The following is a 25,095-nucleotide window of genomic DNA, read 5'->3' on the forward strand; positions in this document are numbered from 1 at the left end:
ATTAGGCGAATCCAAGTTAAATAGAGATATCTGTAGAAGAAAAGAAACCCTTTGCCTAATACCAGAACAAAGGGCTGTAGTGATTATCTTCATCAATTCCCCAAATATTCAGGGAATAAAAATCACTGACTCACTGCCGCAAATGATTCTGCAACACGCTGTACGTTATGATGGTTCACGCCGGCCATACAAACCCGGCCAGAACCAATCAGATAGACTCCAAATTCTCTACGCAGGCGATTAACCTGTTCAGGGCTAAAGCCAGTATAGCTAAACATACCACGTTGTTTCAGCAAGTGATCAAAGTTTTTCTCTGGCAACACATTTTTCAATACGCTAACCAATACCGTACGCATTTCCAGAATGCGTAACCGCATCTGCTCAACTTCTTTCAACCATTGCGCTTTTAGTAACGGCTCAGCTAAGACTCTTGTTACAACCTGAGCACCAAAAGTCGGTGGGCTGGAATAAATCCGACGTACACTGGCTTTCAATTGCCCCAGAACACATTCACTCGTTTTGGCATCATCACAAATAACGGACAATCCACCAACACGCTCACCATACAGGGAGAAGATTTTTGAAAACGAATTGCTGATCAAACAAGGTAATTCTGCATTTGCCATTGCCCGAATCGCGTAAGCATCTTCTTCCATTCCATCAGCAAGCCCTTGATAAGCAATATCAAGGAATGGGATCAACGCCTGCTCTTTGGCGACCTGAACTACCTGATCCCATTGTTCATTAGTAAGATCAGAGCCGGTTGGATTATGACAACAAGGGTGCATCAGAATAATGCTTTTTGCTGGCAATTGTCGGAAGGTTGCCAGCATTTCATCAAATCTTACCCCTTTGGTTTTATCATCAAAGTAAGGGTAATAATTTACTTTGAGCCCTGCTCCAGAGAAAATTGAAGCGTGGTTTTCCCATGTCGGATCACTACACCACACTTCAGAATCAGGGAAATAACGATGCAAAAAGTCAGCACCAACTTTTAGTGCGCCTGAGCCTCCAACGGCTTGAATCGTTGCAATACGATTTTGCTGCAACAACGGATGACCTTTACCGAACAGTAATTCTTGAATTGCCAGTCGGTAACCAAGCAAACCTTCCATGGGGAGATAAAGAGACGCAGACTGTGGCAAAACTTTCATTTGTTCTTCTGCGGTTGCAACAGCCTGCAATTGAGGTGTTATACCCTGTTCGTCGTAATACAACCCAACGCTCAGATTAATTTTTTCTACGCGGGTGTCTTTTTTAAACGTTTCCAACAACGAAAGTATAGGATCACCTGCGTAAGCTTCAACATTCTGGAACACGATGTTATACTCCCCCTGCTACTTAGTTAGCATAAAAACTGTTGTATAAAAATAATGGTATAAAAACAGTGACATAAAAACACATATGACAGGCAATATAACTTAGCCTGATTATTCGTCCAGATATTCCATTGCAACACGTGAAGTTAGTTTCGTGATCAGTTCATAAGCACTAATCCCTGTATATTCTGCAATTCTTTCAGCAGGCAGGACTGTTCCCCAGAGAATAACTTCATCCCCCACTTTGTCCTGACAATCAGGCCCCAAATCCACCGTAATCATATCCATGGAAACCCGGCCAACAAGAGGAACTTCACGTCCATTAACAAAGATGGGGGTGCCTGATGGAGCACTGCGGGGATAACCATCACCATATCCGATTGCGACAACACCTAAATATGTATCGCGTTCACTAACCCAAGTACCGCCGTAACCTACCGCTTCACCTGAATTGTGTTTGCGTACAGCAATTAAGCTAGATTTCAATGTCATCGCTGGCATTAAGTTGAAATCAGCCGCAGTTTTATCTGCCATCGGCGATACACCATACATCATGATACCAGGGCGAACCCAATCCAGATGTGCCTGTGGCCACAACAAAATTCCCCCAGATGCTGAAATCGATTTTTCACCCGCTTTGCCCGCAATAAATGACATAAAATGTTCAATTTGCAGGGGAGTTGTATCCACCAGTGGTTCATCGGCACGACTAAAGTGGGTGATCATCTTAATGGGCTGTTCGACGTTATGGCAGCGACTCAAGCGTTGATAAAAATATTCTGCTTCATCCAGACGAACACCAAGACGATGCATCCCTGTATCCAACTTCATCCACACCTTAATTGGGTGAGATAGATCAGCCTGTTCCAGAGCTTCAAGTTGTTCGATGTTGTGCACCACGGTTTCAATATGATTGACAACTAAAACAGGGAGGTCTGACACCCCTAAAAATCCCTCCAGAAGCAGGATTGGCTTGATAACTCCATTACTGCGCAGAGCCAATGCTTCTCCTATTCGTGCAACGCCAAAACAATCAGCGTCTTCCATTGTATACGCAGTTTCTAATAAACCATGTCCATAGGCGTTTGCTTTCACAACTGCAATCAATTTACTGTTCGGGGCTTTCGCCCTGACCTGTTGCAGGTTATGTCGCAGAGCGCGGCGGTCGATAACAGCAGTTGCCGCTTTCATTTTGTCCCCTTTTTATTCTTTTCCGGTCAGTAGGTTTTCAATTAATACGTTATTTATTACTACTTATTCATCGCTGTAGCTTGGTCCTGCATAATTATCAAACCGTGACCATTGACCATTAAACGTTAGCCTCACTGTACCGATAGGACCATTACGCTGTTTACCAATGATAATTTCTGCCACGCCTTTCATTTCACTATTATCGTGATATACCTCATCACGATAAATAAACATGATTAAGTCAGCATCCTGTTCAATAGAGCCTGATTCACGCAGGTCTGAGTTAACGGGCTTTTTATCAGCCCGCTGCTCCAGACTACGGTTAAGCTGAGATAATGCAACAACAGGGACCTGGAGTTCTTTTGCCAATGCTTTGAGTGATCGGGATATTTCAGCAATTTCCAAGGTACGGTTGTCAGATAGGGAAGGCACCCGCATTAATTGCAGGTAATCGATCATAATCAGGCTAAGCCCACCATTTTCACGGAAAACTCTTCTTGCCCGGGAGCGCACTTCAGTAGGGGTCAAACCGGATGAATCATCAATATACATATTGCGTTTTTCCAGCAAAATTCCCATAGTGCTGGAAATACGTGCCCAGTCATCATCATCAAGCTGACCAGTACGAATACGTGTTTGATCTACACGGGAAAGAGACGCCAACATACGCATCATGATCTGATTGCCGGGCATCTCCAGACTAAAAATCAAAACAGGTTTATCCTGCATCATCGCCGCGTTTTCACATAAGTTCATCGCAAAAGTGGTTTTACCCATTGAAGGACGTGCCGCGACAATGATTAAGTCAGATTTTTGCAAGCCAGCAGTTTTCTTATCCAAATCTTGATAACCAGTAGAAACTCCTGTCACACCGTCATGCGGACGTTGATACAATTGTTCAATTCGTTCAACCGTTTCTTCCAGGATCTGCTCAATTCCTTTCGGGCCTTCGTCTTTATTCGCCCTATTTTCTGCGATCTGGAATACCCTTGATTCCGCCAGATCTAATAATTCTTCACTGGTACGCCCTTGTGGATCATATCCCGCATCTGCAATTTCATTAGCAACGGCGATCATATCGCGAACAACAGCACGTTCACGGACAATATCCGCATAAGCATTAATGTTCGCCGCACTTGGAGTATTCTTTGACAATTCTGCCAGATAAGCAAAACCACCGACATTATCCAGCTCTCCATTTTGCTCCAAGGATTCTGATAATGTAATCAGGTCGATAGGTTTGCCCGTTTCAAGCAAACGCTGCATTTCAGCAAAAATACGCCGATGTGGGCGACTGAAAAAATCATTACTGGTAACACGTTCAGATACGTTATCCCAACGTTCATTATCCAGCATCAAACCGCCCAACACGGATTGCTCTGCTTCCAAAGAGTGTGGTGGAAGTTTCAGCCCTTCCACTTGGCGATCTTTTGGTTCAGCCATACTGTTGTTAGTTGGTTTTCTTCCAGCCATGTACCACATCAATCCACTAAACAAGAACGAAATAGCGCACCAGTATACGCCATGAAAACAACCTTGAGTAATTATATATAGTCTGCAATGATTTCGGGGATATTATCGCCGTTTACAACGATTCCATTACAAACGTACGAGGTTGTTCCCAATATTTCTTAAAGAATGAGAGAGTTACCAATGGCAAAACACATCGAATTTTCCGCCACTGGCGGCCCAGAAGTACTCCGATATTGTGAATTTACGCCTACTGATCCTGCACCTGATGAAATACAGATTGAGAATAAAGCTATCGGAATTAATTATATTGATACCTATGTACGTAGTGGCCTCTACCCACCAGCAGGTCTTCCCAGTGGATTAGGGACGGAAGCTGCGGGAGTTGTCACAAAAGTTGGCTCAAATGTGTCATACATCAAAGTTGGAGATCGTGTGGCATATGCTCAATCCGGTTTGGGCGCATACAGTGAAGTACATAATGTTCCTGCCAGCAAATTAGCTATCCTGCCGGATGCAATTTCATTTGAACAGGCGGCTGCTTCTCTTTTAAAAGGACTAACAGTTTATTATCTGTTCTATCAGACACACAAGGTTCAAGCAGGTGAAACTTTCCTATTCCATGCCGCAGCCGGTGGTGTCGGTTTGATTGCCTGCCAGTGGGCAAAGGCATTAGGTGCAAAATTGATTGGAACAGTCGGTTCAGACGAAAAAGCCAACCTTGCCAAAGCTGCGGGTGCATGGCAGACCATCAATTATAACCGTGAAAATATTGTGGAACGTATTTTGGAACTTACTGACGGAAAAAAAGTTGATGTGGTTTATGATTCCGTTGGTCAGGCTACGTGGCTGGATTCACTTGATTCCTTAGCCCCCAGAGGATTGATGGTCAGTTTCGGTAATGCCTCAGGACCAGTAACAGGAGTGAATGTCGGACTTCTCAATCAGAAAGGTTCACTATTTCTTACCCGACCTTCTCTTAATGGTTATATCACTACACACAAGGGGTTGATTGAAGCCAGCAAAATCCTGTTTGATTTTATTGCCAGCGGTAAAATCAATGTAGATGTTCGAGAAAATCAGAAATTTCCACTAAGCGAAGCGGTAAGAGCACACCGGACACTGGAAAGCCGTGCAACTCACGGTTCCAGTTTGTTGATACCATGATTCCCTTTTTGAACAAAGCGCCTGAGCGGATTACATCCGCTCTGTTACCATTTCCAATGCTTTTTCAACAACCATAATGTCAGCTCCGGGTTTATGCGCATTCTCACTCAAATGACGACGCCATTGACGTGCACCGGGAATCCCCTGAAAAACCCCCAAAATATGGCGGGTAATGTGCCCTAAATAAGTGCCTTTTGACAATTCTTGTTCGATATAAGGATAAAGCGCCTTAACTACCTCAACGGTATCTATCACGCGAACGGTTTGGTCAAATAATTCACGGTCGACCTTCGCCAGAATAGAGGGATTTTGGTAAGCCTCCCGTCCAATCATCACACCATCAACATGCTGTAAATGCTGCTTCGCTTCTTCCAATGACTTAATTCCACCATTAATGGAAATTGTCAGTTGTGGAAAATCTTTTTTCAATTGATAGACCCGTGGATAATCCAAAGGCGGAATTTCGCGGTTTTCTTTTGGACTCAAACCAGACAACCATGCTTTGCGAGCGTGGATCACAAAATGATTGCACTCACTGTTTTTTACGACAGTATCTATGAAATCACACAAAAATTCGTAGCTATCCTGCTCATCAATACCGATACGGGTTTTAACTGTGACAGGAATATCTACCACATCCTGCATCGCCTTGACACAATCGGCTACCAGCATAGCCTCTCCCATCAGGCAGGCACCAAAACGGCCATTCTGCACACGATCAGACGGACAACCGACATTCAAATTAATTTCATCGTAACCACGCTGTTGCGCGATCTCAGCACTGTGCGCCAATGCCTGGGGTTCACTGCCCCCTAATTGCAATGCCAATGGATGTTCTTGCTCGTTATAAGCCAGATAGTCCCCTTTGCCATGAATAATTGCGCCTGTGGTGACCATTTCTGTGTAAAGCAGCGCTTCTTTACTTAACAGGCGATGGAAATAACGGCAATGGCGGTCAGTCCAGTCCAACATGGGCGCAACGGAGAAGCGGGAAGGTTTGAATTTCCTTGTATCCTTTGATATTACAGTGAATTTACTACATTTTTGTGTCTGTATATTTTCGTGCATTTTAGGCTATTTTGAGATTATCAGTACACCATCCAGTACACCACACCAAATGGTGTACTGATGCCTGAGAGGTAAATAATGGCCTACTATACCATAGAAAAACCATAGAAAAGCGCCCTCACGCAGATAGCACTTAAGAAGAGCTGAGGTTAATTAAAACAATAACAAATAATACTTATTTTTTATTAGAATACGATTCTGAAATATTTTTATTTATCATACTTAAAAAGTCATAATTAAAGTCTATTTCAATAGTTCTACAGAAAATTGGTATTGTTATTACTGGCTTAGCTATTTGGTAAATAACCCAATTTAACAGTCGTAGTCTCTACCCAAAAACCAAGAAAACTAATTTATTAATTAATAATCAAAAAGAATGATAGGGACATGGCCATTAAGTAGATTTCAGCTATGAATTGAAAAAACATGATAACATTACAACCATTGGCATATGCTGAGTGTGAAGAATGTAATGAAAACTATCAACCAAAAAAAGTTACTGACACGGGCTGAGGCAATCTGCCTGTCACGAGGGGTTCGTTTGACACCTCAACGCCTTGAAATTCTGCGTTTAATTTCAGCACAACCAGGTGCAATAAGTGCCTATGATTTGCTGGATCTGCTTCGTGAAGTTGAGCCACAGGCAAAGCCACCAACGGTCTATCGTGGGTTGGAGTTTTTACTGGAACAAGGCTTTGTCCACAAAATAGAATCTACGAATAGCTATGTGATTTGTCATCACTTTGAAGAACCTTGTCATACATCAGCTATGTTTCTTTGCGATAACTGTGGTTCTGTTACCGAACGGGATGCTAAATATATTGAATCAGCTATACAAAATTTAGCGCAAGATGCAGGATTTCATCTGCGGCATAGTGTGATAGAAGTTCACGGCTTGTGCTCTTCCTGCCATGAAATGAATACCTGTACGGAATAAGTTTTAAAATCCGTTTTATTAGGCGGTCATCACTGATAAGTTTATTAATTTCCAAATTCCCAGATAATCGTTTGATTCGCTGGGATAATGAAAAATGACCGCCCAAAATGGCAAAGTGTAATTATTCACTTTTACAATCAGAACCAATCCCCGTTACGAATAACACCAACTGCCAATCCTTCAATGGTAAAATTCTGTTCGCGTAAATCCACAACAATAGGCTCAAATTCAGGATTCTCAGCAATCAGTTCAATTCTGTTTCCTGTTTGTTTGAAGCGTTTTACTGTGACTTCATCTTCAATCCGTGCCACGATAACCTGCCCGTTATGAACATCCTGCGTTTTATGCACAGCAAGCAAATCACCATCCATAATACCGATATCTTTCATTGACATACCGCGAACACGCAATAGAAAATCAGCATTTGGTTTAAATAATTCCGGATCCACCTTGTAATGGCTTTCGATGTGTTCCTGAGCCAATAGTGGTTCACCAGCAGCAACACGACCGATTAGTGGTAATCCCGTACCTTCATCTTCCTCTTCAAGCAGCAAACGGATACCTCTGGAAGCACCAGCGACAATTTCTATCACCCCTTTACGCGCCAGTGCCTTTAAATGCTCTTCTGCTGCGTTAGGTGAACGAAAACCAAGGCGTGCTGCAATCTCAGCACGTGTCGGTGGCATACCCGTTTGCGAAATATGGTCACGCACCAAATCATAAACCTGTTGCTGCCTGGCAGTTAATGCTTTCATTTCGCCCCCTGTTTGTTTATACAGTCTGACTGTGAGTATATACAGCTAAAATTGAATTGGGAACCTGTCAGAATGTAAAAGCCGCTAAATAACGAATTTTGACGAAAAATAAATCACCTTAGCGTATAAAATGCGACCCAATGATTGTTACCCAGATGAACAGTGCCAAAATAACAGCTAAAAATACTGCGGCAGAGCCCATATCTTTTGCTCGCCCTGACAATTCGTGATATTCACTGCCAATTCGATCAACCACGGCCTCAATTGCACTGTTTAGCACTTCAACAATAACCACCAATACGACAGAGCTAATGAGAAAAAGTCTTTCAAGAATGCCAAAATCAAATGAAAATACCACAATAATCGCTAAGATAGCTAAAATTACCTCTTGTCGAAATGCAGCCTCATTCTGCCACGCGGCTTTAATACCTTTTGCTGAATATCCCATCGCTTTAATAATACGGTTCAAGCCTGTTGATTGATTCGCCATAAAAATTTTCTTCAATAATCATAATAGTTTTAAGATAATATAACTTTTAGTTCTTATTATTATCTTATTTCCACAGATCTCAAAATCTGTTTCTGGTATGCTTGCGACGCATTGCTAATAAGAGGCTTAAAGCAGTTATGTCAGCTTGGCGTAAAATATATTACAAGTTATTGAATTTACCGATAAAACTTTTAGTAAAAAGTAAGCTTATTCCAACGGCTCCCATTCAAGAATTGAGTCTTGATACGACACGGCCTATTTTGTATGTGCTTCCGTATCATTCAAAAGCCGACTTATTGACCCTGCGTCAACAATGTCTGGCTCAAGATCTACCAGATCCCTTAACCCCTTTGGATATTGATGATGCACAGCTCCCAAGTTGTGTTTTTATTGATGACGGCCCACGAGTGTTTCGCTGTTATGCGCCTAAGCATGAGTCTGTAAGGATTTTTCATTCTTATCTGGACTTACATCGCAATAACCCTAATCTGGATATTCAGATGGTGCCCGTTTCCGTGATGTTTGGACGTTCTCCTGGACGTGAAGGGCAAGAAACAAATACAGCACCACAGTTACGCCTTCTCAATGGGATCCAGAAGTTTTTTGCAATCCTGTGGCTCGGTCGGGATAGTTTTGTACGTTTCTCTACGCCTGTTTCATTGCGCAGTATCGCCGATGAGCATGGTACGGATACGATTATTGCCAATAAACTTGCCCGTGTTGCACGGATCCACTATTCCCGTCAACGTCTGGCAGCAGTCGGGCCACGTTTACCTGCCCGACAGGATCTGTTCAGAAAGTTATTGGCATCCAAAGCCATTGAAAAAGCCATTACCGATGAAGCCCGTAGCAAGAAAATCTCGCCAGAGAAAGCAAAACAGAACGCTATCAATATGCTGGAAGAGATTGCAGCGGATTTCTCCTATGAAACTGTACGCATAACAGACCGTGTTTTGAGCTGGACGTGGAACCGCCTCTATCAGGGCATCAATGTCCATAATGCCGAACGGACCCGCCAATTGGCTCAAGATGGTCATGAGCTGGTCTATGTTCCATGTCATCGCAGCCATATGGATTATTTGCTGCTTTCTTACGTGCTTTATCATCAGGGGCTGGTTCCACCACATATTGCAGCCGGTATTAACCTGAATTTCTGGCCAGCAGGGCCAATATTCCGCCGCCTGGGTGCGTTCTTTATCCGCCGCACTTTTAAAGGCAACAAACTCTATTCGACAATTTTCCGCGAATATTTGGGAGAACTGTTTTCTCGTGGTTATTCTGTTGAATATTTTGTCGAAGGAGGACGTTCCCGGACAGGCCGCCTGCTCGATCCGAAAACCGGTACACTTTCGATGACATTACAGGCAATGCTGCGCGGAGAATCACGCCCCATCACCGTTGTGCCAATCTATATCGGTTATGAACATGTGATGGAGGTCGCAACTTATGCCAAAGAGTTACGGGGCGCAACTAAAGAAAAAGAAGGGTTTTTCCAGATGGTTCGTGGGTTACGTAAACTACGTAATCTGGGGCAAGGGTATGTGAACTTTGGCGAACCAATCCCATTAATACAATATCTGAATCAGCATGTTCCGGAATGGCGTGATTCTATCGATCCAATAGAAGCGCAGCGCCCGGCATGGTTAACACCAACGGTTAGTAAGCTGGCTGGCAATATTATGGTTAACATCAATAACGCCGCAGCCGCAAATGCAATTAACTTATGTAGCACGGCCTTATTGTCATCACGCCAGCGAGCGCTTACTCGTGAACAGTTGATTGAGCAATTAGACTGCTATATGCAATTGTTGCGCTATGCTTCTTACGCAAATGATGTCACAGTACCGAACAAAACAGCGGAAGAACTGTTGGATCATGCTTTACGGATGAATAAATTTGAGGTCGAAAAAGACAGTCTTGGGGATATTATTATTCTGCCTCGCGAAAATGCGGTATTGATGACCTATTATCGCAACAATATCCAACATCTGTTGATCCTGCCATCTTTGATTTCCAGCATTGTGATGCATCACCGCCGTATCAGCCGCAGTGAGTTGCTTAGGCAGGTACAACTGATTTATCCTCTACTTAAGCAAGAACTTTTCATGCGCTATAGCAAGAAAGAGTTGCCTGATGTGGTTAATACATTAATTGATGAACTGGCGCGTCAATGTCTGATTTGTAATAAAGAGCAGGAGATACTGGTACTCAATCCTGCGCGTATCCGTCCATTACAATTGCTGGCAGCAGGTATCCGGGAAACATTACAACGCTATGCCATTACGCTTTCTCTATTGAATGCAACTCCCGATATCAGTCGAGGTACATTGGAAAAAGAGAGCCGGATGCTGGCGCAACGTTTATCAGTGCTACATGGAATCAATGCGCCGGAATTCTTTGATAAAGCGGTTTTTGCTTGCTCAGTGAATACGCTGCGTGAAGAAGGATATATCCACGATAGTGGTAACATGGTCACCATAAGTGCCCATGCTCTTTATCAGGTATTGAGTGAGTTAATGTCTCCAGAGATCCGTCTGACTATTGAGAGTGTCAGCATGCCTCCTGAGTACAATGACCAAAAACCAGCAGATGAAAATCAGAAATAACGCTTTGACATTCTGAATAGAATTGCTCTTAAGTTGATCGTTCTGAAAAAGAGAAGATTAACGGGCGGTGCTAGCGCCCGTTCTCTTAAAAAACATAACTGAAAAGAATACCGAGGAACAAAATAAAACCAACATAATTGTTGTTCATGAATGCCTGAAAACAAGACTCCCGCTGACGATCAGAAATCAATTTTTGTTGATAGATGAAGAGCGCTCCTGCCAATAATACTGTCCAGTAATACATTCCCCCTAAATTCACTATGCATCCAACCGATACGAGAATTACCAGCATAACAAATTGCAAAGTACCAATGATTAACTTATCAAAGCGCCCAAACAGTACTGCCGTTGATTTTACACCGATTTTCAGATCATCATCACGATCCACCATTGCATACTGAGTATCATAGATTACAGACCAGATTATGTTCGCCAGAAATAATAACCAACACTGTAATGGTAAAGACTCACTTACTGCAGCGAAAGCCATAGGAATTGACCAGCCATAAGCTGCACCCAACACAACTTGTGGCAAGTTGCTGATCCGTTTAACGAAAGGGTAAATCCATGCCAATCCCAACGCGACAAAGGATAAAGCAATCGTCATTTTATTCAGTGTCAATACAAGCGCAAAAGAGATCAACACAAGTGTGGCAAACAAAATTTTGCACTCTTTTTCGCTGATATCACCACTGGGGAGCGGACGAAATTTTGTCCGTTCAACATGCCCGTCAAATTTCCTATCAGCGAAATCATTAATACAACATCCAGCCGCCCGCATGAAAAAGATACCCAGAGTGAAAACCAGCAAGATATGTAAGTTCGGCATACCTTTTGCTGCTATCCATAATGCCCAATAGGTTGGCCATAATAACAATAATATACCAATGGGTTTATCGATACGCATTAAACGGCAATAGGCGCGCCATTTACTTCGCGTCATACTAACCTCCAATCTATTTCTCCCTTTTCATATTATTTATTTTATATACAGGTGATTCCGGCAAAAAAACTTCTGTAAGTAGTAGAGGCTTCTTTGATAACCGCAGCAAAGAGCGCCGTGCCCAACGCTGTCCTTGTTGACCTATTTGAATATAATCCCGTGTCAGATTATTGCCACTAAACAAGTAGCGCCCAAGTGGAACAGTTCCAACATCCACCAGCTTTTTGTCTGGTCCTGTTAATGTTTCCTCAGGGACTACTGTACGCCCCAATAACCACGGAATATTATCCCCGTATAAGACAATTTCACGTAACCAATACTTTTCACTTACAGGTAAATGCTCACTTTCATCACCAATATCTGCTGTTGTAATGAAACATTCCCGAAATGGCGCAACTGTTACATGATGGCAATGTTGTTCAAAACGATGTGTCATTGAACCGACTTCCATCAGCCAGTCTAAAATATTTTCCGGAGTATTGATCTCATCAGCCGAAAACCAGTGAATAGGTGTAGAAGTTAATATTGTGTCATCTGCCATGTCATTTTCCAATTGCGGAGAACATCAATTTCTCCGACAGCACAACGAATGGAGTGTGAGGATAGCATGTTGCAGACTAATAAAATAAAAAGTTGATAACAAATTATGGAAATTAAAAAATGTCCCCCCGATATATGGTGTTATTGGGGGGTAAAATTAAATAAAATAGAAAATCAGATTAACGCCACTCTTTAAAACGGTTAATGAGACCATTTGTAGAACTGTCATGGCTATTCACAACTTCTGTCCCCTGCAATTCAGGCAGAATACGGTTCGCCAATTGTTTGCCCAGTTCCACTCCCCATTGATCGAATGAGAATATATTCAGAATTGCCCCCTGAACAAAGATCTTGTGTTCATACATTGCCATTAATGCGCCCAGACTGAATGGTGTAATTTCACGCAACAGAATTGAGTTGGTTGGGCGGTTACCTTCAAACACTTTAAACGGCACAATATTGGCTACATCCTGTGCACTCTTCCCGACAGCAGCAAATTCGGCTTCCACCTGCGCCTGAGTTTTACCAAAAGCCAGCGCTTCAGTTTGTGCGAAAAAGTTAGATAGCAGTTTGCTGTGATGATCAGCAACCGGATTATGACTCATTGCAGGTGCTATAAAATCACATGGAATAAGTTTCGTACCCTGATGGATAAGCTGGTAGAAGGCATGTTGACCATTTGTACCCGGTTCTCCCCAGATAATCGGCCCAGTCTGATAATTTACCGGATTACCATTGCGGTCAATATACTTACCGTTTGATTCCATATTTCCCTGCTGGAAGTATGCAGCAAAACGGTGCATATATTGATCATAAGGCAGAATCGCTTCAGTTTCTGCGCCAAAAAAATTGTTATACCAGATGCCAATCAGCGCTAACAGAACAGGAATGTTTTGTTCAGGTGCGGTCTGCTCAAAGTGTTTATCCATAGCATGAGCACCACTCAGCAACTGCTCGAAGTTATCATAACCAATGGAAAGTGCAATGGATAAGCCTATTGCAGACCAGAGGGAATAACGGCCACCGACCCAATCCCAGAATTCAAACATGTTTTGTGGATCAATGCCGAATTTGCTGACTTCCTTCTCATTAGTTGAAAGCGCGGCAAAATGTTTAGCCACATATGCTTCATCACCTGCACTTTGCAGGAACCAGTGACGGGCAGAATGAGCATTAGTCATCGTTTCCTGTGTGGTAAAGGTCTTGGAGGCAATCAGGAATAGCGTGGTTTCTGGAGCCAAAGATTTCAATGTCTCCGCAATATGGGTTCCATCCACATTGGAAACAAAGTGCATATTGAGGTGGTTCTTATAGGCTTTCAGCGCCTCAGTCACCATATATGGGCCGAGATCGGAGCCGCCAATACCAATGTTTACTACATCAGTAATCGCTTTACCGGTATAGCCTTTCCACTCTCCACCAATGATACGATCACTGAACGATTTCATTTTTTCCAGCACTGTATTCACCTGCGGCATAACATCTTCCCCATCTACGTAAATTGGAGAATTACTGCGGTTACGCAGAGCAATGTGCAGCACAGCACGATCTTCAGTACGGTTAATCTTTTCACCGGAAAACATACTATGGATAGCACCAGATAAATCCGTTTCTTTCGCCAATGTCTGTAATTTTTCCAATGTTTCCGCAGTAATACGGTTTTTGGAGTAATCCACCAGAATCTGATCGTCAAACGTTGCAGAGAATGTCGCAAAACGCGCCTTATCCTGTTCAAACAGATCTCGTAAGTGAACACTCTTCATCTGTTCAAAATGCTGTTGCAATACTTTCCAAGCTTCGGTCTGGCTAGGGTTGATGTTTTTCATGAATGATGCTCTCTATCAACTGTAGATAAACAATAGGAATGCATAGAATTGTAACAAGTTAATGCTGTGATGGATCTCTTTTTCCTTTTACTGACTGATATTGGTCAAAATAAGTCATTATTTCCAGCTCTAATTGCTTATCCCCTTCAAATTCGACATCCATTGGACATATAGGCAAAAACGATAATTTCATTCTGATCATGAAAGATATTGATGCTTAATTCTCAAGCATTGACTCAACAAAGCGAACCCGATATTTCTAACCTTCTATTTCTAAACTAACTCTCTATTCCTAAAACAGAAGGCTATCATCCATGAGTGCAGTATCTTCTCCCTACTCGCAGTATATTGTTGCAAAATTCGGTGGTACCAGTGTGGCAGACTTTGATGCCATGAATAACTGTGCTGATATTATTTTGGCAAACAGAGATGTTCGTGTAGTCGTTTTATCAGCTTCCGCTGGTGTAACTAATTTATTGGTCACATTAGCATCTGGTTGCGATAACGATAAACGGGAGAAGTGCCTGAAACAGATCCGTGATATTCAATATGCGATTGTCAAGCGGTTAAATGAAACGGCTGTGCTTAAAGAAGAGATTGAGCATTTGCTGGATAATATCACAACGTTGTCAGAAACTGCCTCACTGGCAACATCTAAGGCGTTGACTGACGAATTAGTCAGTCATGGGGAAGTCATGTCTACACTGCTGTTTGCCGAATTGTTACGTCAGCGCAATACGGATGTCGAATGGTTTGATATCCGCCGTATAATGCGTACCAATGATCAATTTGGACAAGCAGAGCCTGACACAAACCAGCTCAATATATTAGCGGCAGAACATCTTCAACCTCGCCTGAATAACACAATCGTCATTACACAAGGTTTTATCGGCAGAGAGGAAAAAGGCCGCACAACAACATTAGGACGTGGCGGCAGTGATTATTCCGCCGCCCTGCTTGGTGAAGCACTGGGCTTGCGGCGTGTCGATATCTGGACGGATGTTCCGGGGATCTACACAACCGATCCCAGAGTTGCCCCAACGGCCAAACGTATTGATAAGATTGCTTTTGATGAAGCGGCCGAGATGGCAACATTCGGTGCCAAAATCCTCCATCCAGCTACCCTATTGCCAGCCATCCGCAGTGGTATTCCTGTTTTCGTTGGTTCGAGTAAAAAACCGCAGGCTGGCGGTACACTGGTTTGCGACAAAACGAAAAATCCACCTCGCTTTCGGGCATTGGCATTGCGGCGTAAACAAACTTTATTAACCCTGCATAGCCTGAAAATGTTACATGCAAGAGGTTTTCTGGCAGAAGTTTTTACCCTGCTCTCACGTCATAATATTTCGGTGGATTTGATTACCACTTCAGAAGTAAGTGTTGCTTTGACACTGGATACCACAGGTTCCACCAGCACGAATGGCAGTTTGCTGACCAATGCCTTGCTGACTGAGCTTTCAACATTATGTCGTGTGGAAGTTGAAGAAGATTTGGCACTGGTAGCAATTATCGGCAATAAACTTTCACAGGCCAAAGGATTAGGAAAAGAGATTTTTGGCCCCCTGGAATCCTTTAATATCCGTATGATCAGCTATGGAGCAAGTAGCCATAATGTTTGTCTGCTCGTGCCCGGCAAAGATGCAGAACAGATAATTCAGACACTTCATCGTAATCTGTTTGAAGATTGAAGTTCAAAGATTGATCAACATATTAACTATATGATGTAATATAATCTCATCCCATTATGGGATGAGATTACACCTTCAACGCTCATACTTAACGCCCATACTTCCTCTCTCTCTAAAAGTAATTTTTACCTCTACTCATCGGATGTGTTTTTTTCCTCTTTATCATCCATAATAAGAAAACGAAAATAAATTCCATTTTTTCTACCACAGTCATGCTGTAATTAGAGAATAATCTAGAGGGAATCTTATGAGCTCCGCCATTGCCAGCAAACGTACCAAGAAAACTAAAATGACAACCGGTAGTGCCGTTGCAAGCGGTCAGGTTCAATCCTTAAGCCGAGGTCTGTCCCTTTTGGAATATATTTCTGATTCACAAAGTGGAGTCGCATTGACTGACCTTGCTATTCAGGCTGGCCTTCCCAATTCTACCACTCACCGCCTTTTGACCACATTACAGCAGCATGGTTTTGTTCGTCAGATTGGCGATCTGGGATTGTGGGTAATTGCATCACATGCTTTTGTTGTTGGCAGCAGCTTTCTGCAAAGCCGCAATCTGATGGTATTAGTTCACCCGATTCTACGCCAACTAATGGAAGATTCGGGTGAAACCGTCAATCTTGCTATTTTCAATATTGATGAGTATGAAGCAGTGATTGTTGATCAAGTGCAGTGTAATGCACTAATGCGGATGTCCGCCCCAATTGGCGGCCAGTTACCGATGCACGCATCCGGGGCAGGTAAAGCGCTCCTTTCCACACTGTCTGAACAAAAGTGCCTACAATTACTGCATAAAAAAGGATTACACGCCTATACACAACATACTCATACCACAGCAGCCGCGTTGAAAGAAAATCTTGAACAAATTCGTAAGCAGGGTTTTTCATTTGATGATGAAGAACATGCCCTTGGGTTACGCTGTATTGCTGCCTGCATTTATGATGAGCATCACGAGGCTTTTGCCGCTATTTCTATCTCCGGCCCAATATCGCGCATCTCTGATGATCGAGTCACTGAACTTGGTGCTCTTGTTATGCGAGCGGCAAAAGAGGTTAGTCGGGAGTATGGAGGAATTAAGTGAAATTTCACGTTGTTACGACAAAGCGAATATCAACCAGATGAAATGGTCATTGAAATCATGGGATTATAATCACCAGGTTCTTCTGTCCATCCTGATATGTCATGACGTGATGCCTTGAAGCAAGAGCCATGGTTCAGTGACATTTTTATAATTAGGGAGTTTAAATCCCTACTGCCTGATTTGACGAGAGAAACTGCTAATGAATAACTGGAAAACATCTGCAGAAAACATCTTGACCGATGGCCCTGTCGTCCCTGTCATTGTAATCAATGAAATTGAACATGCTGTACCATTAGCAAAAGCGCTGGTTGCCGGTGGAATACGCGTATTGGAAGTCACCCTGAGAACTGAATGCGCACTGGCAGCTATTCCTCTTATCGCCAGGGAAGTTCCTGAAGCAATTATCGGTGCTGGAACAGTCATTAATCCAAAACAACTGGCAGCCGTCACTGAAGCTGGTGCTCAGTTTGCCATTAGTCCGGGATTGACTGATGAGTTGTTAAAAGCAGCGTCTACTGGTTCAATTCCTCTTATTCCGGGGATCTCTACAGTCTCTGAATTAATGCTAGGTATGAGCTATGGTTTAAACTGCTTCAAATTCTTTCCGGCAGAAGCAAATGGTGGTGTAAAAGCCCTGAAAGCTATTGCTGACCCATTCCCACAGGTACGTTTCTGTCCAACTGGCGGTATTTCCCCTGAAAATTATCGTGATTATCTGGCATTAGGTAGTGTTCTATGCATTGGTGGCTCGTGGTTGGTTCCAGGTGATGTATTAGAAAAAGAGGATTATGCTCAGATTACAGAACTAGCACGTACTGCTATTGCAGGCGCAAAAGCGTAATCTTTTTATCTAAAACTTAATGCGGAAATTTAAGATTAAAAAATTTCCGCATTGAGAAAATTTATCATTGTTTATCTAATATTTCCTTGAATTAATTAATTTTATTATAAGATTACTCAGATAATTTAAAATACAATCACAACTCATTTAATAAAAAGGTTCAATTTCACAATTTAGCAAATAGCTTTAGATAATGTCCATGTCCCCGTCCCATTAACTCTATTTGATAGCAAAGAAGTATAAACTTTATATACAGCACCAGGTTGATCTGCCCGCCAACAGACATCGAGAAAACCGCCATGCGTATGGTTAAAATCATTCAGCAGACGAATAATATTACCTTCACGGACTTTACCATCATGTTTATCGGTTGCTTCTGAAAAAATATGCCATATTGCAGTATCAAGGGCATGTACAGGTTTATCCGCAGTATAAACATTATAGAGTTCTGGTGATGGTGCATTCCCACTAACTCTCAGATATCCTCCATTATTTCTATAAAAATTCAATAAAAATACCGTATCACAACTGTAAACTTCCGTCCCTAAACTTTTACCTTCTGCTGATAAAATCTGCCATGAACCTGAACCAGTATCACGATTTGATGAAACAGAAGTGACAACATTATATTTTTCCCCTACTGAAGTCGACTGTCCATTAACATCAAGATAACTTCCATCAGCATAATTATTCTTAATATGTAAAATATCACCATATAAAATGACCTGAGCCATTATTTCCTCCCTAAATATTTTTATAATTGAATGATATGATGCTATTAATGGTGAAGATTATAATGATTAAATTATATATCTATAAAAAAACCTAATCTTCTTAAATAGAATCATACCATTTAAAATTGGTAAAAATATAGCCAGTCATTTTAAAATAGTATTATGTTATCACTATTTTTTATCATACAACGATACATTATCTTTATCTGTTGAAATTGTAATACCACTGATTATATTCCTTATTTAATTTATTTCAGTGCGCTGACTGAATCGCTGTCTATAGCGATAAGCAAAAACATCTTCTATATATCCATTTTTAATACGTTCCTGCAATGCTCGCCAGTAGTCTGCTTTAAATAGGTCGCTGTGGCTTTCTTCAAAATACTTTCGAATACGCTTATCACTACATAAAAAGTGTCGGAACTCTTCAGGAAAAACATCGTTAGGAGCAACGCTGTACCACGGTTCGCTGGCAAGTTCATCTTCAGGATAACGTGACGGAGGTATATCCCGAAAATTCACTTCAGTCATATAGCAGATTTCGTCATAATCGTAGAAAATTACCCGTCCATGACGGGTAACGCCAAAGTTCTTAAATAACATATCACCCGGAAAAATATTCGCTGCTGCCAACTGCTTAATCGCATTCCCATATTCCTCTACGACATCTTTCATATGAATTCCATCCACTTGTTCCATGTATATGTTCAATGGGATCATTTTCCGTTCCATATAAAGATGTTTTATCAAGATCCTGTCACCCAAGTCTTCGAGTTTCGTGGGGATCTCTTTTTGCAGTTCCTCCATTAATTCCGGGCTGACATGGCGTTTATCAATGACAAAATTCTCAAACTCCTGTGTATCAGCCATTCTTCCGACGCGATCATGCTCTTTTACCAGCCGGTAACACTCCTGAACCCGCTCCTGGGATACCTCTTTCTGTGGCGCAAATTTGTCCTTTATGACCTTAAATACACGGTCAAAGGAAGGAGAAGTAAAGACCAACATCACCATACCTTTCACCCCCGGAGCAATGGTAAATTGCTCTTGAGATGAGTTAATAAACGTCAGATATTCACGGTAATATTCTGTTTTACCGTGTTTTTGGCAACCAATGGCCATATAGAGTTCAGCCGTTGATTTGGTTGGTAAGATTTCACGCAACCACTCCACCATTGCTGCTGGCAAAGGGGCATAAACCATAAAATAAGAGCGGGCAAAACCAAAAACAATGCTGGCATCATCGTGATGAGTCAAACAAGTATCAATAAAAATTCTACCTGATTCATCATGGTGAACAGGCAATAAAAATGGATAAGTCATTGTACCCATTCTTATTTTTCCTACTAACCAGGCAGCTTTATTACGATAAAATAGTTCGTTAGCAATCTGAAATGTTGCCTGCAATAAATCGGGTCGGGGAAATGTATTCAGTAAGTACTGTGTGATGTAACCAATATCCCGCTCTAAATTTTCCCATTCCAGGCGCAACGGTAAATCATTTAAGATCGCTTGCAACATGGATTCTAGGTTACCATCAGGAAAAAAATCCCGAGACAATGGCCGCGAAATATGACGAAAGCGACACAGCGGTTGAGAAGAGAAGATAAATAAATTTTCTTGTTTCAAATTGCGGTGTTGAAACAAGCGGCAATAAACTGAGTTAAAAAAACTTTCTGCAATCTCAAAACGAGGATAATCCGGCAGTAAACAGGTATAAACAGCTTTGACCTTAGCAATATACTCTTCGTCATACTGCAATTGCAATGAACCACTGATACATTTCAATTGTTCAACCACTAAACCAACATGATGGTCATACAGGTTGATACGCTTCTTCATCGCCTGCTGTACTGCATGCCAATCTGCCTGTTCAAAACGCTGCTGTGCGCCAGAAGTGACTTCCAGAAATCGGCCATATTGTGCATCAAATCCCTGCAAAATAGTTTGTGCAACTAAGTGTGCGAAATCTGTTTCCATATTTACCACCTTAATCCGACGCGTAAAGGGGAATTCCTTACGGAATCCCCCAAAAGTGATATCAATAGATAAACTTAGAATTGCTGTTCTTCTGTTGATCCAGTCAGGGCAGTAACAGAAGATGCTCCTCCCTGAATAATCGTAGTGACTTTATCAAAATACCCTGTACCCACTTCCTGTTGATGTGAAGAGAAAGTATAACCTCGATCAAGTGCTGCAAATTCCCGCTCTTGAACTTTCTCAACATAATGTTTCATTCCTTCGCCGCGAGCATAGTCATATGCCAAATCAAACATGTTGAACCACATACTATGAATACCAGCCAAAGTGATAAACTGAAATTTATATCCCATCTCAGAAAGTTGTTCCTGGAAGCTGGCAATAGTTTTATCGTCCAGGTTCTTTTTCCAGTTAAAAGATGGAGAGCAGTTATACGCCAGTAATTTTTCTGGATATTCTGCATGAATCGCTTCTGCGAAATGACGGGCAGCCTCAATATCCGGGGTAGAAGTTTCACACCAAACAACATCTGCGTACGGTGCATAGGCCAATCCACGACTGATAGCCTGATCAATACCAGCACGGGTGCAGAAGAAGCCTTCACAAGTCCGTTCGCCAGTAATGAATTTACTGTCATAAGGATCACAGTCAGAAGTCAGTAAGTCAGCAGCATCGGCATCAGTACGGGCAATAAGAAGAGTTGGAACGCCTAATACATCTGCCGCTAAACGAGCGGCTACTAATTTCTGAATGGCTTCTTGAGTCGGCACTAATACCTTGCCGCCCATATGTCCGCATTTCTTCACTGCAGCCAACTGATCTTCGAAATGAACTGCGGCAGCACCAGCTTCAATCATTGATTTCATTAATTCAAATGCATTCAGTACACCACCAAATCCAGCTTCTGCATCCGCCACAATCGGCAGAAAATAATCAATGTATTCCATACTCTCAGGGCCAATTTCATTAGCCCATTGGATCTGATCGGCACGACGAAAGCTGTTATTGATACGCTTAATAACATTCGGAACAGAATCAACCGGATAGAGTGATTGATCAGGATACATACTGGCGGCTGTATTAGCATCAGCAGCAACCTGCCAACCAGAAAGATAAACCGCTTCAATGCCAGCTTTAGCCTGTTGAAGCGCCTGACCACCAGTCAGTGCTCCAAGTGCGTTTACATAACCTTTTTTTGATTTTCCATGCAGCAGTTCCCATAATTTGTCCGCTCCCATTTGCGCCAAAGTATGTTCAGGGTTGACTGAACCGCGTAATTTAATGACATCTTCAGCTTTATATGGACGGTTAATCCCTTTCCAGCGTGGTTTTTTCCATTCTTGTTCTAATTGAGTGATTTGTTGTGCTCGAGAAACGGTCATGATGTTTTACTTCCTATTCTTAATTAATTAGATATTAATTTATTAATCGGATATTGTTTTTACATTAATCGAGTAGTTGATAGCCCGGCAGGGTCAGAAAATCGACTAAATCATCTTGTGTGGTGATCCGTTCCATCAGGTCTGAAGCCTCCATAAATCTCCCTTGATTAAAACGCACCTCCCCCACTTCTTGTTTAATGACTACCAATTCTTCTTTCAGCATCTGGCTGAACAATTCTTTTGTTACCTTTTTACCGTTGGCAAGTGACTTTTCATGGTGTATCCATTGCCAAATAGAGGTACGAGAAATTTCCGCAGTAGCTGCATCTTCCATCAAACCATATATCGGTACACAACCATTACCTGAAACCCATGCCTCTATGTACTGGACGGCAACCCGAATATTCGCCCGCATCCCTTCCTCTGTTCTCTCTCCTAAGCTCGGTGCAAGCAGTTGTTCGGCAGTGATTGTTTCATCTTCGTCACGGGAAACCATCAGTTGATTTGGTCGATCACCTAGCTTTGCATTGAATACATCCATAGCAATATCAGCGAGGCCGGGGTGTGCGATCCATGTACCATCATGACCATTATTAGCCTCCAATTCTTTATCAGCCCTGACTTTGTCTAATACTTTCTGATTCTGTTCAGGATCTTTACTCGGTATAAATGCCGACATTCCCCCCATAGCGAATGCACCGCGTTTATGACAAGTTTTAATTAATAAACGGGAATAAGCATTCAGGAAAGGCTGTGTCATAGTGACAGACTGGCGATCAGGTAAAACACGATCAGCATGATTCTTTAATATTTTGATATAACTGAAAATATAATCCCAGCGCCCACAATTCAGGCCAACAATGTGGTGACGTAAGTGATAGAGAATTTCGTCCATTTGGAAAACGGCAGGCAATGTCTCAATTAAGACTGTAACTTTTATCGTCCCTTTTGGCAGATTGAAATGCTCTTCCGTAAAACTGAAAACATCACTCCACCACTGCGCTTCATGGTAGCTCTGAATTTTAGGCAAATAGAAATAAGGACCACTCCCTTTTGCCAGCAACTGCTTATGATTCAAGTAAAAATAAAGGGCGAAATCAAATAATCCACCAGAGATGGGCTCATTCTTATAAATGACGTGTTTTTCTGACAAATGTAATCCCCGGACACGAGCAATTAAAACAGCGGGATCAGGTTTCAGTTCATAATGTTTACCCTGTTCATTAGCATATGAGATTGTCCCATTAACCGCATCCCGTAAGTTAATTTGCCCATCAATAATCTTATCCCATGTTGGTGCCAGAGAATCTTCAAAATCTGCCATAAACACCTTAACATTGGCATTCAATGCATTGATGACCATTTTTCGTTCTACGGGACCGGTGATCTCCACCCGACGATCTTTAAGATCATCAGGAATACTCTGAATCTTCCAATCGCCATTTCTAATGGAAATAGTTTCCGAAATAAAATCCGGAAGCGCCCCATCATCTATTCTCTTCTGCCAATTCACTCGATCTTCTAATAATTTTCTACGTCTGTCAGAAAATCTGACAACCAAATCCTCCAAAAATTGAACAGATTCAGTTGGTAATACCTGTTTTTCAGCTTCAGAGAAAGGTTTTATAAAAGTTAACTCAGTTTCTAACACTTGCTGTACCATCCCCGATTCCTCACTTTAAAATGCTCACCCAGGTAAGAGTAATCAATATAAAAAATAAATCAAAAACCATTTCCATTATTTTAAATGGAAAATTAAATTATATTAAAATCAAAAATTTATATAAAAAACAACAAAATAAAAACCAGGAATTAGATTCCAAAATAGCTTATATGATGTTGTTAAGCTTTTGTTATATATAAGAAATGGAAAAAATGGAGATCGGCTGACAGAAAAACAGAAAATTAAAAAAATGAGAAATGACTCGCTTCAGTCAGTTCTCATTTTTCACCATTTTAAACTAATTTAATCTAAGGAAGGATTCATATAAGACAGATCATACGGCGTGATCTGATATACACAGTAATTAAGCCAATTTGAAAATAATAAATGACCGTGACTACGCCACGTTGCAACAGGCTTATTTCTTGGATCATTATTCGGAAAATAATTGGCTGGTAACGCAGGCGCTAACCCAGCAATTTGATCACGTTGATATTCTTCGGCTAATGTTCCAACATCATATTCTGGATGTCCTGTAACAAATACTAGCCTTTTATCTTTACTGGCAAACAAATAAACACCAGCTTCCTCTGAGTTAGCCAAAATGTCTAAATCTGTATGCTCACGAATAGATGATTCCGGAAAATCAGCAAAACGTGAATGAGGAGCCCAAAATGATTCATCAAATCCTCTGGTCAATAGCGCAAAAGGATCCAGGATTGTATGAGAATAAACACCTGATAGTTTAGTTGTTCGAGTATATTTTGGGAGGTTATAAAGAATATTTAACGCGGCCTGAACAGCCCAACAAACAAAAAGTGTTGAAGTCACATGGCTCTTAGCCCAATTGATAATTTTTTCAATTTCTTGCCAATAAGTCACATCTTCAAATTTTACTAACCCCAAAGGAGCACCTGTTACGATCAATCCATCAAAATTTTGGTCTTTTATGGATTCAAAATCACAATAAAAATTATCCAAATGTTCTGCTGGAGTATTTTTACATCGGTGACTGTTTATTCGCAGCAACTGAATATCAATCTGTAACGGTGAATTGGACAATAGCCTGATAAACTGATTCTCCGTTTCTATCTTCTTTGGCATAAGATTTAGCAACAATACCTTTAAGGGGCGAATATCCTGCACATTCGCCCTTGTTGATGTCATAACAAAGATATTTTCATTGCGAAGAAAATTTACTGCTGGCAGTTCATCTGGTACACGAATTGGCATTGTATGAACCTCAATTATTCCACATATATTTAGCCTTCTAGATAGCTAAATCTAACCTAAAGGTAGGGATAATGTCGAGTTCTTGTACGCAAATTGAAATTATTTCATTCTATGAAATAAGAAAAAGCAATAAAAAGATCAAACGCAAAAAAGCCATCCGGCAAAGGATGGCTTCTCTGTCAAA

20 protein-coding genes are annotated in these 25,095 nt (G+C 41.6%); 6 read left to right on the top strand and 14 right to left on the bottom strand.

Annotation, left to right across the window (positions count from 1 at the left end):
* Window positions 1–122 precede the first annotated feature (122 nt).
* The 3 genes from AAC147_RS19225 to dnaB form a co-directional block, all read right to left on the bottom strand.
* Window positions 123–1,319 (bottom strand): amino acid aminotransferase, encoded by a 1,197-nt coding sequence (locus AAC147_RS19225; protein ID WP_047683904.1) that lies wholly within the window; start codon window positions 1,317–1,319, stop codon window positions 123–125.
* A gap of 111 nt (window positions 1,320–1,430) precedes the next feature.
* Window positions 1,431–2,510, bottom strand: coding sequence for an alanine racemase (gene alr / locus AAC147_RS19230; protein ID WP_047683907.1), 1,080 nt, complete (start codon window positions 2,508–2,510; stop codon window positions 1,431–1,433).
* 63 nt (window positions 2,511–2,573) lie between these two features.
* On the bottom strand, window positions 2,574–3,983 hold the full coding sequence (dnaB, locus tag AAC147_RS19235) for a replicative DNA helicase (protein WP_047683910.1): 1,410 nt from the start codon (window positions 3,981–3,983) through the stop codon (window positions 2,574–2,576).
* 180 nt (window positions 3,984–4,163) lie between these two features.
* Between dnaB and AAC147_RS19240 the strand changes: the two genes are divergently transcribed.
* Window positions 4,164–5,147 carry a quinone oxidoreductase gene (locus AAC147_RS19240; protein ID WP_047683912.1) on the top strand — a complete coding sequence of 328 codons (984 nt, stop codon included), beginning with the start codon at window positions 4,164–4,166 and terminating at the stop codon, window positions 5,145–5,147.
* 30 nt (window positions 5,148–5,177) lie between these two features.
* Here the strand turns inward: AAC147_RS19240 and dusA are convergent, their stop codons facing one another.
* Entirely contained in the window at window positions 5,178–6,215 is a 1,038-nt protein-coding gene (gene dusA / locus AAC147_RS19245; protein ID WP_072032544.1) for a tRNA dihydrouridine(20/20a) synthase DusA, read from the bottom strand.
* Between the two features lie 472 nt (window positions 6,216–6,687).
* On the opposite strand from dusA, the gene zur reads away from it, so the two are divergent.
* Window positions 6,688–7,152, top strand: coding sequence for a zinc uptake transcriptional repressor Zur (gene zur, locus AAC147_RS19250; protein ID WP_047683958.1), 465 nt, complete (start codon window positions 6,688–6,690; stop codon window positions 7,150–7,152).
* Between the two features lie 137 nt (window positions 7,153–7,289).
* On the opposite strand, the gene lexA is transcribed toward zur, so the two are convergent.
* On the bottom strand, window positions 7,290–7,907 hold the full coding sequence (lexA, locus tag AAC147_RS19255) for a transcriptional repressor LexA (RefSeq protein WP_047683915.1): 618 nt from the start codon (window positions 7,905–7,907) through the stop codon (window positions 7,290–7,292).
* Window positions 7,908–8,025: 118 nt separating this feature from the next.
* On the bottom strand, window positions 8,026–8,397 hold the full coding sequence (locus tag AAC147_RS19260; protein WP_047683921.1) for a diacylglycerol kinase: 372 nt from the start codon (window positions 8,395–8,397) through the stop codon (window positions 8,026–8,028).
* 137 nt (window positions 8,398–8,534) lie between these two features.
* On the opposite strand from AAC147_RS19260, the gene plsB reads away from it, so the two are divergent.
* Complete coding sequence (plsB, locus tag AAC147_RS19265) at window positions 8,535–11,003, top strand: glycerol-3-phosphate 1-O-acyltransferase PlsB (RefSeq protein ID WP_047683924.1); 2,469 nt, start codon at window positions 8,535–8,537, stop codon at window positions 11,001–11,003.
* An 85-nt stretch (window positions 11,004–11,088) separates the two neighbouring features.
* On the opposite strand, the gene ubiA is transcribed toward plsB, so the two are convergent.
* The 3 genes from ubiA to pgi form a co-directional block, all read right to left on the bottom strand.
* Window positions 11,089–11,946, bottom strand: coding sequence for a 4-hydroxybenzoate octaprenyltransferase (ubiA, locus tag AAC147_RS19270; protein ID WP_047683926.1), 858 nt, complete (start codon window positions 11,944–11,946; stop codon window positions 11,089–11,091).
* A 13-nt stretch (window positions 11,947–11,959) separates the two neighbouring features.
* The gene (ubiC, locus tag AAC147_RS19275; protein ID WP_047683929.1) at window positions 11,960–12,487 is read right to left on the bottom strand and encodes a chorismate lyase; all 528 of its coding nucleotides are present in this window, start codon (window positions 12,485–12,487) and stop codon (window positions 11,960–11,962) included.
* Between the two features lie 178 nt (window positions 12,488–12,665).
* On the bottom strand, window positions 12,666–14,312 hold the full coding sequence (gene pgi, locus AAC147_RS19280; RefSeq protein ID WP_047683931.1) for a glucose-6-phosphate isomerase: 1,647 nt from the start codon (window positions 14,310–14,312) through the stop codon (window positions 12,666–12,668).
* Between the two features lie 314 nt (window positions 14,313–14,626).
* Here pgi and lysC point away from each other — a divergent pair, with 314 nt between their 5' ends.
* From lysC to AAC147_RS19295, 3 genes are all read left to right on the top strand, one after another.
* On the top strand, window positions 14,627–16,000 hold the full coding sequence (gene lysC / locus AAC147_RS19285; protein WP_047683934.1) for a lysine-sensitive aspartokinase 3: 1,374 nt from the start codon (window positions 14,627–14,629) through the stop codon (window positions 15,998–16,000).
* Window positions 16,001–16,247: 247 nt separating this feature from the next.
* The gene (iclR, locus tag AAC147_RS19290; RefSeq protein ID WP_047683936.1) at window positions 16,248–17,078 is read left to right on the top strand and encodes a glyoxylate bypass operon transcriptional repressor IclR; all 831 of its coding nucleotides are present in this window, start codon (window positions 16,248–16,250) and stop codon (window positions 17,076–17,078) included.
* A gap of 199 nt (window positions 17,079–17,277) precedes the next feature.
* Window positions 17,278–17,919 carry a bifunctional 4-hydroxy-2-oxoglutarate aldolase/2-dehydro-3-deoxy-phosphogluconate aldolase gene (locus AAC147_RS19295; protein ID WP_047683939.1) on the top strand — a complete coding sequence of 214 codons (642 nt, stop codon included), beginning with the start codon at window positions 17,278–17,280 and terminating at the stop codon, window positions 17,917–17,919.
* A 173-nt stretch (window positions 17,920–18,092) separates the two neighbouring features.
* Here the strand turns inward: AAC147_RS19295 and AAC147_RS19300 are convergent, their stop codons facing one another.
* From AAC147_RS19300 to metA, 5 genes are all read right to left on the bottom strand, one after another.
* Window positions 18,093–18,653: a hypothetical protein gene (locus AAC147_RS19300; protein WP_047683941.1), complete on the bottom strand. Its 561-nt coding sequence runs from the start codon at window positions 18,651–18,653 to the stop codon at window positions 18,093–18,095.
* 243 nt (window positions 18,654–18,896) lie between these two features.
* On the bottom strand, window positions 18,897–20,633 hold the full coding sequence (aceK, locus tag AAC147_RS19305) for a bifunctional isocitrate dehydrogenase kinase/phosphatase (protein ID WP_047683944.1): 1,737 nt from the start codon (window positions 20,631–20,633) through the stop codon (window positions 18,897–18,899).
* Between the two features lie 74 nt (window positions 20,634–20,707).
* A complete protein-coding gene (aceA, locus tag AAC147_RS19310) occupies window positions 20,708–22,015 on the bottom strand; it encodes an isocitrate lyase (RefSeq protein WP_047683947.1) in 1,308 nt (435 codons plus the stop codon).
* Between the two features lie 64 nt (window positions 22,016–22,079).
* Window positions 22,080–23,678 carry a malate synthase A gene (gene aceB / locus AAC147_RS19315; protein WP_047683949.1) on the bottom strand — a complete coding sequence of 533 codons (1,599 nt, stop codon included), beginning with the start codon at window positions 23,676–23,678 and terminating at the stop codon, window positions 22,080–22,082.
* Between the two features lie 303 nt (window positions 23,679–23,981).
* The gene (gene metA, locus AAC147_RS19320) at window positions 23,982–24,911 is read right to left on the bottom strand and encodes a homoserine O-acetyltransferase MetA (protein WP_047683952.1); all 930 of its coding nucleotides are present in this window, start codon (window positions 24,909–24,911) and stop codon (window positions 23,982–23,984) included.
* Between the last annotated feature and the right edge of the window lie 184 nt (window positions 24,912–25,095).

It is taken from the genome of Xenorhabdus sp. NBAII XenSa04, assembly GCF_963866145.1.
Classification (GTDB): domain Bacteria; phylum Pseudomonadota; class Gammaproteobacteria; order Enterobacterales; family Enterobacteriaceae; genus Xenorhabdus; species Xenorhabdus indica.